This is a genomic window from Streptococcus infantis (genome assembly GCF_015546995.1).
In the GTDB taxonomy this organism is placed as follows: Bacteria; Bacillota; Bacilli; order Lactobacillales; family Streptococcaceae; genus Streptococcus; species Streptococcus infantis_J.
The window spans coordinates 21,096-36,326 of sequence record NZ_JADMUH010000018.1; the positions used below are offsets into that span (position 1 = coordinate 21,096).

General features: G+C 36.8%; 14 protein-coding genes. 1 reads left to right on the forward strand and 13 read right to left on the reverse strand.

From position 1 onward, the window contains the following. Positions 1-26 precede the first annotated feature (26 nt). The 10 genes from I1J71_RS06830 to I1J71_RS06875 all read right to left on the reverse strand — a co-directional run bounded on the left by I1J71_RS06830 (position 27) and on the right by I1J71_RS06875 (position 11,543). Positions 27-3,275 (reverse strand): pneumococcal-type histidine triad protein, encoded by a 3,249-nt coding sequence (locus I1J71_RS06830; RefSeq protein ID WP_195184193.1) that lies wholly within the window; start codon positions 3,273-3,275, stop codon positions 27-29. Between the two features lie 7 nt (positions 3,276-3,282). Continuing rightward, positions 3,283-4,185 (reverse strand): metal ABC transporter solute-binding protein, Zn/Mn family, encoded by a 903-nt coding sequence (locus I1J71_RS06835; protein WP_229026669.1) that lies wholly within the window; start codon positions 4,183-4,185, stop codon positions 3,283-3,285. 210 nt (positions 4,186-4,395) lie between these two features. Beyond that, positions 4,396-5,307 (reverse strand): bifunctional riboflavin kinase/FAD synthetase, encoded by a 912-nt coding sequence (locus I1J71_RS06840; RefSeq protein WP_195184195.1) that lies wholly within the window; start codon positions 5,305-5,307, stop codon positions 4,396-4,398. 54 nt (positions 5,308-5,361) lie between these two features. After that, positions 5,362-6,345: a dihydroorotate dehydrogenase gene (locus tag I1J71_RS06845; protein WP_195184203.1), complete on the reverse strand. Its 984-nt coding sequence runs from the start codon at positions 6,343-6,345 to the stop codon at positions 5,362-5,364. Beyond that, a complete protein-coding gene (locus I1J71_RS06850) occupies positions 6,308-7,108 on the reverse strand; it encodes a dihydroorotate dehydrogenase electron transfer subunit (protein WP_195184196.1) in 801 nt (266 codons plus the stop codon). Before I1J71_RS06850 ends, I1J71_RS06845 begins: the two co-directional genes overlap by 38 nt. A 248-nt stretch (positions 7,109-7,356) precedes the next feature. Next, on the reverse strand, positions 7,357-8,046 hold the full coding sequence (locus I1J71_RS06855; RefSeq protein WP_195184197.1) for a sugar phosphate nucleotidyltransferase: 690 nt from the start codon (positions 8,044-8,046) through the stop codon (positions 7,357-7,359). Between the two features lie 12 nt (positions 8,047-8,058). Further along, positions 8,059-8,937, reverse strand: coding sequence for a DMT family transporter (locus tag I1J71_RS06860; protein ID WP_195184198.1), 879 nt, complete (start codon positions 8,935-8,937; stop codon positions 8,059-8,061). Next, on the reverse strand, positions 8,927-9,796 hold the full coding sequence (locus I1J71_RS06865) for a phosphotransferase (protein ID WP_195184199.1): 870 nt from the start codon (positions 9,794-9,796) through the stop codon (positions 8,927-8,929). Before I1J71_RS06865 ends, I1J71_RS06860 begins: the two co-directional genes overlap by 11 nt. 12 nt (positions 9,797-9,808) lie before the next feature. Further along, positions 9,809-10,831, reverse strand: a complete 1,023-nt coding sequence (locus I1J71_RS06870) for a ribitol-5-phosphate dehydrogenase (protein WP_195184200.1) — start codon at positions 10,829-10,831, stop codon at positions 9,809-9,811. Positions 10,832-10,835: 4 nt separating this feature from the next. Beyond that, positions 10,836-11,543, reverse strand: a complete 708-nt coding sequence (locus I1J71_RS06875) for a 2-C-methyl-D-erythritol 4-phosphate cytidylyltransferase (RefSeq protein ID WP_036752755.1) — start codon at positions 11,541-11,543, stop codon at positions 10,836-10,838. 320 nt (positions 11,544-11,863) lie between these two features. Here I1J71_RS06875 and I1J71_RS06880 point away from each other — a divergent pair, with 320 nt between their 5' ends. After that, the gene (locus I1J71_RS06880; protein ID WP_142557396.1) at positions 11,864-12,163 is read left to right on the forward strand and encodes a YbaB/EbfC family nucleoid-associated protein; all 300 of its coding nucleotides are present in this window, start codon (positions 11,864-11,866) and stop codon (positions 12,161-12,163) included. A gap of 46 nt (positions 12,164-12,209) precedes the next feature. On the opposite strand, the gene I1J71_RS06885 is transcribed toward I1J71_RS06880, so the two are convergent. The 3 genes from I1J71_RS06885 to I1J71_RS06895 form a co-directional block, all read right to left on the reverse strand. Next, a complete protein-coding gene (locus tag I1J71_RS06885; protein ID WP_195184201.1) occupies positions 12,210-13,973 on the reverse strand; it encodes a glycerophosphoryl diester phosphodiesterase membrane domain-containing protein in 1,764 nt (587 codons plus the stop codon). Positions 13,974-13,981: 8 nt separating this feature from the next. Beyond that, positions 13,982-14,572 carry a 3'-5' exonuclease gene (locus tag I1J71_RS06890; RefSeq protein ID WP_195184202.1) on the reverse strand — a complete coding sequence of 197 codons (591 nt, stop codon included), beginning with the start codon at positions 14,570-14,572 and terminating at the stop codon, positions 13,982-13,984. A gap of 69 nt (positions 14,573-14,641) precedes the next feature. Further along, positions 14,642-15,133 (reverse strand): DUF536 domain-containing protein, encoded by a 492-nt coding sequence (locus I1J71_RS06895; RefSeq protein WP_004252719.1) that lies wholly within the window; start codon positions 15,131-15,133, stop codon positions 14,642-14,644. Between the last annotated feature and the right edge of the window lie 98 nt (positions 15,134-15,231).

Here is a 15,231-nt window from a genome sequence, read left to right on the forward strand (position 1 = left end):
AGGTAGCTTAGCTACTTCGTCTTTTTCTATTCTGCGACTTTTTCTGTAGATTCAGGATTCAGTTCAGTTGTTGTTTCAGAAGTTTTCTCTGTTGTTGTCTGCACTGAGCTAGCTTCTACTTGCTTATCAGTGCCTGCTTGACCTGGTGTTTCTTGTTTTGATTCAACAGGTGTTTCTTGACTTGGCGTTGCTTTAGATCTAAGCTCTTGATTTAACAAGACTATTTCTTGGGCAACTGTTAGAAGAGCCTGCTTATCCTTACTTGCTGCTGCTAGTTTATCAAACAGAGCATCTACCTTTTCAAAGTCCGCATCAGAACCATTATTCATTTCCAAATAAGTATGGAGAGCAATGACACCGTTATAGAGTTTTTGGTAAAGAACTAAAACCTCTGGGTCTTGTTTCGAATTGTCACGTTCATTTTGGATTGTTAGTGAAATACGTTTCAAAAGATCTTGAACCTGTGTATTTAATTCATCAAGGTCTGCGTCTTCTTTCTCCAAAGCAACCTTCAGATTTTTCACTTCGTCAACAAGGGAAGCTTTAACACCTTCTTCTTTAACTTGAGCCACTAATTCATCAGCTTTTGTTAAGAGTCCTTCTACTTGAGCTTTTCGAACATGATTGCTTTGTTCCTCAGGCTTAATATCATCATACAAACCTTTCAAAAACTCATAGACTGCTGTCTTAGCACTATGACCATCCACTTTTTCAGTATCTAAAATCGTTTCAGAAGGCTTACTTGTAACAGGTTCATTCTTCAGAGCTTCTTCAACTTCCAGTTTTGTTTGATAGATTTCTGGGAAGAGTTTGTTCAAGTCAGTCGCCTTAAGGAAGGATTGTGATTGATAAAGTGTCCAAGTTAAGTTAGCAACTTTATTTCTAAGAGTGTCATTTAAGCGACCATCAGATAGATGTTGGTAGAAATACTTGATGTATTCGACTGTCGTAACACCAGTACGGTCATTAAAATCTTGCAAGGCTTGTAACTTAGCTTCAACTGCATCTAAACCTGCTTCATCTTGGGCTAGTTTATTTTCTTGAAGTTGAGTCAATAAATCCTTCTTAGGAAGTCCATAAGCATCCGTATCCAAGGTATTAATCTTATCTACTAAAGCTTGATATTTCTTGTCTAAAGGACTGATTTCTGTTGGCTTTACACTAGAGTCAACGTGGATATACTGCTTGTCAAAGAGATCTAAAGCAGCCAGATAACCAGCTGTTGAGTTGGTTGAGAGCTTCTTCATATTCTCAGAAAATTGTCCCAAGGCAAGCTCAATTTGTCTTTGTAAAATAGGTTTATCCTTGTAAACTTCACGACTTTCTGCTAGAAGTTGATCAATCTTGTTTTGAACAGTCGTTTCATCAAATGCACCTGGTTGATAGTTAGATTGCAGGGCAGGTATTTTGTTTTTTAGAGCCACTTCATAGCCCTTGGTTTGAACTTTAATATAGTGGTTGTGGTCGCCATGAGGGATAACAAAGCTACCATTTTCAACCTGTAAGCTATAAGGAGAAACACCATCACGTAGAGCAGTTGTATAGAGTTCGTTTAGGAAATCAAGCTCTGCATCACCTGTTTGGAGTGGAATACGAACATGTTCCTTACGAACAGCGTAAGGGTGAATGTGAGTTGGGTCATAAGCCTGGTCTGGATTACCAAATACAAAGAATCCATTTGAAATACGGATGGCTTCAAGCGGAACGCCATATGTTTTAGAAATATAAGCTATTTTTTCTTCATCGCTGGCATCTCGAGAGAAACTTTCAACCGTCTTGGCAAGAGGCTTAACAGGTTCTGTCTGCTGATGACCATGAAGATGGTCTTGTGCAGCCTTGATCTGCTCTGCTGATAAATCTTTCTTAAAGAAATAATGGGCATGATCTCCATGTGAAACTACAAAACCTTGCTCATCTTCACTTATCACTCGGTCAGCATCGAATCCGTGATTATGATCTTCACCATGGTGGTGATCATGCCCGTCTTCATCATGGTGCTCATCTGATGGATTAGGTTTAACTTCGGTTTTACCTTTCAAGTGTTCCTGAGCTTCTTTAATTTGTTGAGCCGTCAAATCTTTCTTGTAAAAATAATGATTGTGGTCTCCATGTGAAACTACGAAACCTTGGTCGTCCTCACTAATCACTCGATCAGCTGCGAAGTCATGGTCATGCTCTTCTTCATCGTGATGATGATTAGCATGATCGTGGTCATGGTCTTCGTTTGGTTTACTTGGAGTTTCTAAAGGATTTGATGGTGTTACTAGACCTGAAAGTGGTATCAAGCGTGCAATCTTTTGCTCCAAAGCAGATAAACTACTATAAGGGATGAAATGGTAATGATTTCCATGAGGGATAGCAACCCCATTAGCCGTACGACTGGTAATTTTAGCCGGGTCAAATACCAAACCATCAGATTCTTTATAGCGTTGACTAACTGGTAAAGCGTAAAGCTGTTCTAGAAGTTTTTGAAGATTATTTTCTTCTTGTACTGGATTGCTTGTAGCTGGTTTCTCTACTTGATGACTTGGTTCAACACTTGGAATCGGTTTGTAGTCTGTTAGACTTTGTTGACTTCCTCTTCCAGCAAGGTAAGCTTGAGCGGCAGCCAATTCACTTGAAGATAGAGCACTCTTAGGAACGTAATGATAATGGCCACCATGAGGAACGATATAAGCGTCACCTGTGTCTTCAATAATATCTGCAGCATTAAAGACGTAACCGTCATCAGTTGTATATCGACCTTGTGCTCTGGCAGCAATAACTTCATTACTTGTACTACTACTATCTGATGTGTGTTCTTGTTTTTGTTTCTCGATTTGGTCTTTGGTACGAATATTATCTGCGTGACTAGCATCTTTAAGATAGACATAATATTTGCCATCCACCTTGATGATATAGCCACCTTTAATCTCATTAACAATATCTCCATCACTTAGTTGATAGTTTGGATCTTTCATGACCAATTCTTCACTAAAGATGGCATCAAAAGGCACCTTACCATTGTAGAAATGGAAATGGTCACCGTGGGAAGTCACATAGCCTTGATCTGTAATCTTAGTAACAATCTGTTCAGCTTCTATTCCTTCTTTTTGGTTAACTTGATCAGGTGTCAGATTTTCATTCTTTTTAGCATCAGACTCTTTCCCATCAACATAGGATACACGGTTAGTTTCTTTGTTCTCAGGCGCTTGATGTTGATTTAAAGCGTAAGCGCAGACACTTAATGCAAGGACCACTGCAGATCCTGCTAAATATTTTTTATTAATTTTCATAAACTCCTCATTTCAATTCTTCAGCTAAAATAGCTATATTGTCTTCTAAATTTTCCAAGTAGGACTTATCATTTTGTGGGTCGGCCTCTAAAGGATTGAGTGTTTTAAGGGTCACACCTGTTGATTTGACAAGTGTATCAGCAACTTTAGACGATGCATTGCTCTCTGTAAAGATAGTTTTGACCTTATAATTTTTTACAAATTCTTGAATTTCGGTTAACTGTCTCGGGCTTGGTTCTTGGTCTGGTGAAATACCAGCTATTCCAAGTTGATTTAATCCAAAGCGTTTCGCTAAATATGAAAAAGCTGTGTGTTGAGTTACAAAATTTCTTTGATTGACTTTTTCAAAAATGGGTTGGTATTTCTTGGTCAAATCATGAGCTTTGGCACTAAAACTTTGTGCGTTTTTCTGGTAAGTATCCTTGTTAGCGCTGTCTAGTTCGGATAACTTATCAGCGATAATCTGGGCTTCTTCAGCAACCTTTTCAGGATCAAGCCAAGTATGAGGATCATACAAGGTCTTCTCATCAATCCCTTCTCCAGCTTTCATATCTTCTAATCCAGGCACGCGCTCCAAGGTCATACCTTCTGATGCTTCTAAGACCTTAACCTTGGACTTTTGTAGACTTGGGTCTAGACTACCCGCCCAAGACTCTAAGGTATGAGAATGATAAACAAATACATCCGCATCGTAGATAGCTGCAATATCATTTGCTGAAGGTTCATAAGAATGAATACCTGAACTCGACTGAATCATCCGAACATCATTTAGGTCACCCGAAACTGCTTTTACCATAGCATATACAGGATAAAAACTGGTAACTATTTTCATTCCATGAGATTCTTTGACATCATTTTGCTTATCTTGACTACAAGCTCCTAAAAATAAGGCAAGTACAAAAGATAGCATACATATTAGTATTTTCTTTTTCACTAGAACTCCTTAACTAGTATTTAACCATTTAATTAACTAGTAAATATTCTACTCCTTATAATTTAAGATGTCAAGCTAGAAATTTAATTTTTCCCAAAATTTTACCAATAGAAAAAATAAATCTAAGACTCTTAATCGACTACTTTTGAAAAACAAAAAGCTCGAATTTTCATTCGAACTTCATTTTTATTTTCTTGCAGCTTTTTCATCTTCTTCGAGTTGTTTGACCAGTTGTTCAATGCCGTCAAATTTCACCATATCTCGGATACGATCTAACCAATAGACGGTCACTGTTTCGCCATAAATATCTTCATCAAAATCAAAGATATTCACTTCAAAACGCTCTTCTTCTCCATCAAAGGTTACGTTCTTACCGACACTTGCCATCCCTCGATAGAGTTTTCTCTTGATTTCGATATCAACAGTATAGACACCATCTGCTGGCATATAAGTACGATCCAAGAGCACGAGATTGGCAGTTGGATAACCGATTGTCCGACCACGAGCATTACCATGTACGACTATTCCTCTTGTAGGAAGTGGACTTCCTAGTAACTGACCAGCTTCTTTCACATCCCCTTCAAGGAGAGCTTGACGAATACGAGAAGAGCTAATCTTTCCTTTTTCATCTTCTACAGGAGGTACTACGACTACTTCTCCATCAAAGATTTCTTTTAAATCTTCTGCTGATTTTCTATCAGAACCTAAACTATAGTCAAATCCAACTACAATGGTATCAGCTTTAACTTCTTTGACAAAAGTATCTACAAACTCTTGAGCTGTCATATTAGCGATACGACTTGAGAAGTCCATTAAATAAAGATTTTCGACACCAGCACGTTTAAACTTACGTTCACGTTCTTCTGCATTCAGGATATGAAGTAAATTTTCTGGTGAATAGGGTTTTAAGGTTAATTTTGGTGATTCATGAAATGTAATTAAAGCAACGCTTAATCTCTTCTTAGCAGCAATTTCACCAGCAATGCTAAATAATTTTTGATGTCCTAGATGAATACCATCAAAATATCCTAAAACGAGGACTGTTGGACCTGGTGTTGCAATGTCTTTTTCAGTTTTTATAGGAATTGTTACAATCATAGTCATATTATACCAAAAAGAAGAAGGCATTCAAAATATTACGAATTTAAAAAACTATAAGTTACTTTTTACTTCTTTTCTCAATTGCTCCAGACTTTCGATATTATATTTGTCCATGACTTTTGGTAGGTTATCAATGATATCAGGACAGGCATAAGGATTGGTAAAGTTTGCTGTCCCGACTCCTATTGCTGACGCACCCGCCAAGTACATTTCAATTGCAGCTTCAGCTGAATCAACTCCTCCCATACCAATGATTGGAAGATTCGTTGTTTGAGCTACTTGACGGATTAGTTTAAGAGCTACCGGAAAGACTGCAGGCCCAGACATTCCACCAGTACCATTGGCAATGATTGGTTTTCTAGTTTTGAGATCAAAGCGCATACCAACAAGGGTGTTGATCATAGTGAGACCACTAGCACCTGCGTCCTCTACTGCTTTTGCGATGGTCGCGATATCAGTTACACTTGGTGTCAATTTAACGTAAACTGGCACATCTGATGCTCCTACGGCTGCTTTTACCACATCATAAGCTAAATCTGGGTCTTGACCAATCAAAAGTCCGTGATTCCCATGATCGACGTTTGGACAAGAAATATTGAGCTCAATAGCTTTCACGTTAGGTGCCTTGGAAATACCACTAGAAACGGCTGCGTATTCTTGCTTTGAAAATCCAGCAACATTGGCAATGATTGGAAGATTTGGATACTCTCTTTGCAACCAAGGTAATTTTTCAGAGAGAACGGCATCTAGTCCAGGATTTTGTAGACCAATGGCATTCAGCATACCTGCAGGTGTTTCTGCCACTCGTGGAGTAGGATTACCAAAGCGTGGTTCAAGGGTTGTAGCCTTAATCATGATAGATCCTAAAAGATCCAAATCATAGTATTTGGCATACTCTTGTCCGAAACCAAAACAGCCTGAAGCAGGAATGATAGGATTCTTTAGTTCTAAGCCTGGTAGAGAGACTTGTAATCGATTTGTAGTCATGACACTCTCCTTATAAAACAACAGTTCCTGTTTTAAATACAGGCCCATCTTCACACACACGTTGACTAACTGTTTCACTATCTGGTACTTTCAATACGCAAGCGTAGCAAGCTCCCATGCCACAGGCCATACGAGATTCTAGAGATAGATAAGCTCTTGGATGGTCATGAAAGGTTTGATTGATGTATTTCATCATACCAGGCGCACCGCATGAGTAGATGGCATCAAATTCAGTTTCAAATTCGTTAATCACTACAGAAACATTTCCTTTAATACCATAAGATCCATCATCAGTCGTTACAAAGACCTGACTAAATCTGGATAATTCATCTTCCAAAATAACAGCATCTTTAGTAGCGAATCCTAAAACAGTTATTATTTCAACACCTCTCTCATGTAGTTGTTTAGCTACTTCGAGTAAGGGCGGCACTCCGATTCCACCACCAACTATAAGAACACGGTTCTGCTTGTCTAAATCAGATAAATCAAAGCCATTTCCTTGAGGTCCCATAACATCTAAGCTATCACCTGTTTTTAAGCTTGAAAAGATTGCTGTCCCTGCTCCTTCAACTCGATAGATAAGTCTGCATTGCTTAGTCGCCTTATCAATTGATGAAATCGAAATTGGACGACGCAAGAGATGAGCATCATCAGGTACACGTAAATGAAGAAATTGGCCCGCTTTCATAGCTTCGACCATTTCTCCTTCGAGAACTAGTTCAAAGATTGCTGGCGCGATTTCCTCTTGAGATACTACTCTCATAACTTCCAAACGAATTGCACCCATTCGTTTTTTACAATTTGGATTCATAACTTTTCCTCCTTAAATTTTAAGGGGATCAGATAAAGAAAAACCTTGCACTTGCAAGGTTTCAGTTAAGATATTCACACAAAAGTAGCAAATAAGCACTTGCTTACTTGTTTCCATTGTAGCTTCTTTTCTCTGACACCTTGTGAGTCTCTCTGGACTGCCCTTAAAGGTTAAATTTTCACTAGTATACTGTATCAAACCTAAAATGTCAAGTAAAAATAGGTTAGGTTTCAGTTCATAAAAGTTGCTTATTTTTGTATAGAAAGAATCTTTTCTAATTTTTGATAATCTTTAACACTGTCAATTTCATAGATAGAATTTTCTTCCAATTCCTCTACGTAAACATCCAATTCTTTGATGTTATCTTTGACCATGTTATCCCAGTAGAGGTCCACAAACTCGCCACTTGCATATGCCTTGTCAATAAATCCAACAATTTTCTCAGCTGTTGGAGCATCCCAGAATGATACACCACTCAAGATGCGTCCATTTTTGCTATCTACAATGATATCTTGAACTTTGTAATCATCTCCGTAAACTAGGAACCACTCATTATCACAATCTTCACGATAAACACTGAAATAAGTTGAACGTTCGATATCATTACGGAACATATTTTTGAAAAGATAGTTATCCGCATCAATAACGTAGCTGTTAGCCAATTCTTCTTTTACCAAGTAAAGAGAGTAAAAGTTATTGTAATCAGCATACTTATCGTTGAAGACCAAACGAACCCCGTACTTTTCTTTAAGATAGTCGAATTGTTCTTTTAAATAACCGACAACGATGATAATGTCATCAATTCCACGTTCTTTCAAAAATTCGATTTGATATTCAACCAATGGTTTTTGATTGACTTTAACCAAGGCTTTGGGAGTATTTTCTGTCATGGGTCTCAAACGTGTTCCCAAGCCAGCTGCTAAGATAATCGCTTTCACGCGTTTTCTCCTTTATTCTTTAATAATAATATAAACACCAGCCATTACGATAAGTGAAGTAATGATGGTCAGCAAATTAAGGGGCGAACCCAAGAAAATTGCTGCAAACAAAACAGTCCATACTACATAACTCACATTTAATCCAGTAGCTTTTGCTGGCTGCAATCGATTGATAGCAATGTAGTAGGCAAGGTAAGAGATCATATTACATGCTGCAAAGACAATTAATAGACCAAATAATTGTCCATTTGCCACTTCTGCAAATGAGTGATGCGAGAAAAGCACAATAACAAGATAAGACAAGAAGGATGTAACTTGACGAATCAAGAGAGCTTCAATTTCGCTGAGGTCACTTTCCATAGCAAAGGAGCTCAGAACACTTTCACTTCCCCAAGCAAAAGCACAAATCAAAGCACATAGAATACCTATGTAGAAAGAATTAACCTGCTCTGCTTTATAGGTCTGAGCAATAATCCCAGCAATGATTAGAAAGATACCAAAAATTGTATTTTTGGAAATCTTGTGCTTCAAAAAGAAGAAGGCAAGCAAGACTGAGACTGCCGGATAAATAGCTGAGACTGACGAAGCTAATGAACTTCCAATATACTTAACCGCATAGAGATTGGCCTGCATACCAATCGGACCGGCTAGTAAAGCTCCGATGATAACACTGACATTTCGAATGTTCAAAAAGATTGAAAAACGTACTTTACCTTCTTTAAATAGAAGATATCCTAGCAAGATAAAAATACTCAGAAAATCGTGCGCTGCTGCTACTACAAAGGGCGATAAATCCGTGAATATTGAAAAGATATAAGCACTAATAGTTAATCCTAATCCCCAGAACACACCTGATAGTAGCCCAAAAGAAACTCCATTTTTAGTTTTCATTTAAATCTCCTTCAGACTCTAATTCTTTTACTGCTCTATTGTAACGAGAGATTCCGTAATCTCCGAAATCTGCACCATTTTCTTCTTTGTAAATAGTCCAAAGACTCCATATGATATCTTGCAAGATTTTGTAAATACGAATTTTATCCCTTGAAACTGGAGTCTTGTCACTCTCGTAATGACTTAAAAAGTCTTCTTCTTCTGCACTTGTAAATTCAGACTCTAGGAAAAGAGCTGCCAAATCCCACATAGGATCATTCATAGATGAATATTCCCAATCAATGAGATAAAGATGGCCATCTGGTCCTTCAATAAAGTTTTCTGGAACCAAATCAATATGACATGATTTCTTATCAATTCCAATTTGTTCAAGCTCTTCCTTCAGAGAAAATACAGCCTTTCTGACAGCTTCATAATTAGGATAAGAAATCTCCCCTTGAATCAATGATTCATATTTTTTAATTTCCTCAAAAGGAGCAAACTCTCCTTTCAATTCTTTACCAGAAGCATGAATCGTTTGTAAAATTGGAGCTATCTTTTCAAATTTAGTTTTTATGGTAGCTGAATCAAGTGTCTCAGCATTTTCAATATATTGATTAACCTTAATTCCTGCTTCAATATCAAAAAGATAATTCTCTACATCTAATTTTAAATCTTTCAACAATTCAATATTGTACTTTTCATTCTGGCGATCGATTAATTTATCAGTACCTTTACCGAAAAACTTAACGATGTACTGGTTTGAGGTTGTCTTAACCAAATAGTTTTGATTGGTCATCCCCCCCAATTGTTCAACGCTCTGAATTTCTTCGTCAGCTGACAATAAGGAAGCAATCTTTGCTTTAACGATTTTCTTCACAATAATCCTCCATTATACTTCCCACTTAAAGACTGTCTTAAATGCGGTATTTAAGTCAGTTGCAAAAACTCGGTGAATATCTTTAATTTCTCTGACTGGTTCTTCTAGATAAATGATATTCTTCAAACGATTGGCAAATTTTTTAATTTCCATCATTTGGATAGCATTTTCAAAGTCAATTCTTCCTGAACGTGAAGAGCCGACTAGTAACAAGCCTTTTTCCAATGAATCCCGAGTGTTGATGTTGACCTTATACTCACTAACACCCATCATCAAAATGGTCCCTTGTGGTTTGATGTAACGAATCAAGTCATTAATAGCAGGCCCGCATCCATCACCACCACAGCATTCGAAACCATGGTCAAAACTTAAATCTTCTGGAATACTATCAGTAATGTAAAGCTCTTTTGCAAATGAGAAGAGTTCTAATTTCTCCCAATGACGTCCGATAACAATAATCTCAGCATCAGGCAAGGTATAGTTGATAATATTGGCCATGACAAAAGCTAAACTTCCATCACCAATGACAGCGATGCGTTGGCGTCTGCTGTGAGATACCGTCATGAAACGATTCATAGCATGCATGCCAACACTGACAAACTCTGTAATGGCGGCAACTGTGTCTTCGATTTCTTTGTAAGATACAACACGATCCTTAGGCAGAGATACAAATTCTCGCATAAACCCATCATAACCACTTGATAAGAAATATGTTCCAGTCATGTAATTTTCGTAGAATTCCTCATCACTTTGCATAGGTGGTTGATTTGGAACCATAACAACCTTCTGACCAACCTTATAGGTACCTGTTGGATCAGAAATAACAGTTCCACAAGACTCATGAATCATAGCCATTGGAAGCTTTTTAGATAATATTTTGGGATCACGCTTTCCTTGGTAATAGCGTTGATCCGCATGACAAACCGCCATATAATTTGGTCGAATGAGGATATGATTCTCTTGGTCAATCTCTTCTTCCTGATATTTAATATTGATAAATTTTGGTTTTGTCAGTTGATAAATTTGATTAATCATGTCTCTAGTCTTTCTCAATCATGCTTTTAGCAATCTTCAAGTCTGTAACTGTTGTAATTTTAAGGTTTGAGTATTCACCTTTAGCCAAGGCCACATCTTTACCCTTAATGACAAAGATTTTACATGCATCTGTTAAAATTTCTTTTTCTTCTGCTGATAATGAACCATACAAATCAATAAAGTCTTTACAACGGAATGTTTGTGGAGTCTGTCCTTGGTAAAGATGAGCACGATTTGGAATATCTGTAATAAACTGACCATTTGTGCTTTCAACAATTGTATCCACCGCTTCAACCACAGTGTCAACCGCATCATGTTTTTGAGCAAGAGCGATATTGTCTTGAATCATACGAAGAGTGATAAAGGGACGAACCGAATCATGTGTTACTACGATATCATCTTCTGTTAGTGGACGGTAAGCATCGATGGCTTCAATAATCTTTTCAATACTAGAATTACGATCAGCCCCACCTTTTGTAATGATAATACGGTCCTTGTGGAGTGGAAGGAATTTTTCAACTAAATCTTCAGCATGTGTCACCCAGTCTCCATGAACTCCGACTACAATTTTTTCAATACTTGGTTCTAAGACAAATTTTTCAATTGTATGGATTAGAATTGGGCGATCTCCCAACTCAAGAAATTGTTTGGGTAAATTACTGATACCCATACGCGTGCCGGTTCCACCTGCTAAAATTCCAGCGTAAATCATATTGATTCTCCTTTGGTTTGTTTTAAAAACTCATTCTTTAGTATTATATCATAATCTAGCACTATCTTGAAATAAATACTAGTTCTCTCTAGTTAGAAACTGATGATGAGAGCATTTCATGCATTGAACATTTAAAACTAATCCTTGCATTATTAACTCTCGGTTAATATAGAGTTCTTCAGAATAATATAGAAAGCTTAAAGAAACCTTAAACCATTGGTTGATATATATATAGCAATCCTGAAATTTTAATTAGACTTTTCCAATTAAAATTGTTAAAATAAAATGGAAAATAAAAGAAAAGGAAGCTAACTACCGCCATGATGAATATGCAAAACATGATGCGTCAAGCTCAAAAACTTCAAAAACAAATGGAGCAAAGCCAAGCTGAATTGGCTGCCACAGAATTTGTTGGGACTTCTGCTCAAAACCTCGTAACTGCTACCTTAACAGGTGATAAAAAAGTTGTAAAAATTGATTTTGATCCCGCAGTTGTGGATGCTGAAGACATTGAAACTCTTTCAGATATGACTGTTCAAGCTCTCAATGCTGCGCTCGAACAAATTGATGAAACTACTAAGAAGAAACTTGGAGCATTTGCTGGTAAGTTACCATTTTAATTAGATTATCAAAAATAGGCTGGTACACAGCCTATTTTAATTTATGTTAATAAGCAAAGAACTCAGTTGCTTTATTTAGCAATAAGTCACTATATTCAGGATCTTCCTGAGCAGTTTCTAGTTCTTCTTTTATTTTTTCCAAGTCATCCGTAATTATTCCGTCAACACCTAGGTGAAAAGACTTATTAAAAGATTCGGAACTATTGATTGTCCATACATAGAGTTTTTGATCAGTATTCCATAGTTTCGTGACAAAATATTCATCCAAAGTAGAGTACTCCATTGTGTAGCCTGTCGCAACCGTTCTAGGAAAAACAGAATTGTAGGGAAGGATAAGATAGATTGGAATATTCTTATCATACTGAGTTACTTTCTCAACAACATGGTAATCCAAGGATTGCATTTGATGACCATAAACCTTAATTTTTGCAGCATACTTTTCGAGAAAATGTTCCATCATCTGCGGGCTATCTTTGTGGCTGGTCTTAATTTCAATGAGTAGTTTCTGATGCAGTTCATTTGCGCGAGTTAGATAATCATCGAAACTTGAAATCTTTGTATCATAACCATTCTCATGAATGTCAATCTGCTTTAACTCTTCTAAGGTCAAATCTTGTGGTGTTTTATTGATACCAGCTAATCCTCTAAGATTAGCATCATGCATCATGACAAATTGTCCATCCTTTGTTTCCTGGATATCCATCTCGATTAAATCTGGTTTTAATTGAGATGTTTTTTCTAGGGATTGAATGGTATTTTGTACACCATTGCCATTTGATACACCACGGTGTGAAATCACAAGTGGTGGATTGACTACAGGAGCTTCTAGATAATTATAGCCTTCAATCGCAAAGAAGATACATGCACACACCATGACACCCCACCTCATGATATGGTCCTTCTCGCGTCTTGGCATAATATCAAGTTCTTCTCCTGTTAAAAAGGACGTAAATTTTACAAGGAAATAGGTTAATGCCATATAGTGGAAATTCTTGATAAGAACAAAATTCAAAATAGCTAGAACCAGAGACTCTCTCTGAGTAAGGCTATCCACTATATACTGAGTAGATAATATTGGGATGAGAGGAAGATAGAAGAATAGATTGGTTTTTACAATAATTAAGAATAAATGCCAGGCGTAAAACCAAAAGTGATCTTTAGTTTTATCCAAACTATAAATGATTGCTTCCTTAACCGTCATCTTTTCATAAAAGACCTTGGGCAGAGTGAATATCAAGCGAACTGAAACATAGAAGAATAAGAGTGATAAGATAATAATGGCTACCCACCACATCCAGTACTTATCTTCCATGTAGGTTTGAATAAACTCTGGAATTACGATTTTATTGAAATAATAAATCTTAAATATCTTCCTGATAAAAGGAAATAGCATTGCTACAAATAAAAAGATAAACAGAGCTTTTGAAATAGTCATTTTTTTCATAAAAGCAAGGCTTTCACGAAATACTTTTCGACTATATTCTATAAGAGTCCTTTTTTCATGATATAGGAGGTGGCGAGCTCCAATAAAGAGGATACTAAGTTGAAAATAGGCTACCAGCAGATTGATGGCTATTAAGATTACGAAGCCAAGACTGACTATGGGGGCGTTTTTTATAATCTCAAAAATATTGTTGTAGGAAATAAACAAATATCCAGTCTGACTTAGTAAAAATCCAGCTATCACTGAGTTTAATGGCAACCAGATATAGTCAACCAACATAAAAATTAGAAAGAATAGAAAGAGGATTTTATCTAGATTAAGGTAAATCTTTTTAAAACCCAATTTTTTCGGTTTTTCAGGTTTCATAAAAACTCCTAATCAAAAAGTTTTGATAAATCCAAAGCACCAAATGGATTCGAATTGAGACTGCTTTGAGAATTGAGTAACAGTCTACTCTCATCTGACTCCAGAAAAGCTTCATACACTCGAGCAGTCATACGAGCATCCTCTAGACTATTATGAGATTGCCCTTTAAAACTCAGAAAATTAGCCACAGTTTGTAATTTTAGATTAGCAATTCCATGAAGATCAGAACTACGTCGCTCCAGTGCTTCATTATAGACATCAACTTGATATTGATGACTATAGTCAAATCCATGCTCTAGTAGAATTGGTAAATCACTTTTTTCTGCATTATAACCAATTAGAGGCAAGTTACCAACAAAAACTTGAAATTTATGCAGAACTTCTTCTACCTTTGGTGCACCTTTCAATGTCTCTGAAGTAATCCCCGTCAAACCATTAATAAAACTCTTCAAAGGAACATCAGTGTAGACATAAGAGTCAAATGCTCCTACTTCTTCACCTTCTTTAAAATGCACTGCTGATACTTGAATCAAATGAGTCTTATCCTGGTGTTTGTTGAATTCTAAGTCAAAGGAGATATAATCTCTTAATGTTTCCATCTTATCATTCCTTATTGATTTGTAAAAAGAAACCACCTGGTCTAATCATAGAAACCAAGCAGTTTTTTCTTATTTGCCAAATAAGCGAGCAAAGAAGCCTTTCTTCGATGCTTGAACTTCTTGCTTAGCTTGATCCAACTCCAGCTGAAGAGTTTCTTGGTCCTTCATAGCTTGAAGGGTTAACTGTTGTTGTTGGTCCAATTGCTTATCTTTTTCAGCGATTTGGCGGTCTTTAACACGCATCTGTTCATCTTTTTCAGCCAGTTGCTTGTCTTTTGCTTTCAGTTGTTCATAAAGACGGATGATTTCAGCGTTCTTTTCATCAACAAGAATTTCCATGAGTTCTCGTTGCTTAACTTCATCACTAACTGGTTCATCTTCAAAGATAGTCTTTTTGTAGATTTCTTCAAGTTTGATCAATCCACTACGGGTAACAACAGTGACACCTTTGTCGTTTTTTGTAATATCTTCTTCAGGTAATTCTTTGACACGATTATTGATTGCTTGTCGGGATAGCCCCAAGACCTCAGCAATCTCACTCACAGTCATTTCAATACTCATAATATCCTCTATTTTTCTCTAGCTTTTCTTAAATTAAATCTTATCATAAGTAATTCAAACCGTCAAATAACACTGTATTTTCAATGGTTTTTTAAGAT

Bases quoted from the DNA above. Each gene is read 5' to 3' on its own strand.
- I1J71_RS06835 (WP_229026669.1), bottom strand. From the start codon at position 4,185: ATGCTATCTTTTGTACTTGCCTTATTTTTAGGAGCTTGTAGTCAAGAT.
- I1J71_RS06875 (WP_036752755.1), bottom strand. From the start codon at position 11,543: ATGATTTACGCTGGAATTTTAGCAGGTGGAACCGGCACGCGTATGGGT.
- I1J71_RS06895 (WP_004252719.1), bottom strand. From the start codon at position 15,133: ATGAGTATTGAAATGACTGTGAGTGAGATTGCTGAGGTCTTGGGGCTA.
- I1J71_RS06830 (WP_195184193.1), bottom strand. From the start codon at position 3,275: ATGAAAATTAATAAAAAATATTTAGCAGGATCTGCAGTGGTCCTTGCA.
- I1J71_RS06880 (WP_142557396.1), top strand. From the start codon at position 11,864: ATGATGAATATGCAAAACATGATGCGTCAAGCTCAAAAACTTCAAAAA.
- I1J71_RS06840 (WP_195184195.1), bottom strand. From the start codon at position 5,307: ATGATTGTAACAATTCCTATAAAAACTGAAAAAGACATTGCAACACCA.
- I1J71_RS06890 (WP_195184202.1), bottom strand. From the start codon at position 14,572: ATGGAAACATTAAGAGATTATATCTCCTTTGACTTAGAATTCAACAAA.
- I1J71_RS06860 (WP_195184198.1), bottom strand. From the start codon at position 8,937: ATGAAAACTAAAAATGGAGTTTCTTTTGGGCTACTATCAGGTGTGTTC.
- I1J71_RS06845 (WP_195184203.1), bottom strand. From the start codon at position 6,345: ATGGGCCTGTATTTAAAACAGGAACTGTTGTTTTATAAGGAGAGTGTC.
- I1J71_RS06870 (WP_195184200.1), bottom strand. From the start codon at position 10,831: ATGATTAATCAAATTTATCAACTGACAAAACCAAAATTTATCAATATT.
- I1J71_RS06850 (WP_195184196.1), bottom strand. From the start codon at position 7,108: ATGAATCCAAATTGTAAAAAACGAATGGGTGCAATTCGTTTGGAAGTT.
- I1J71_RS06885 (WP_195184201.1), bottom strand. From the start codon at position 13,973: ATGAAACCTGAAAAACCGAAAAAATTGGGTTTTAAAAAGATTTACCTT.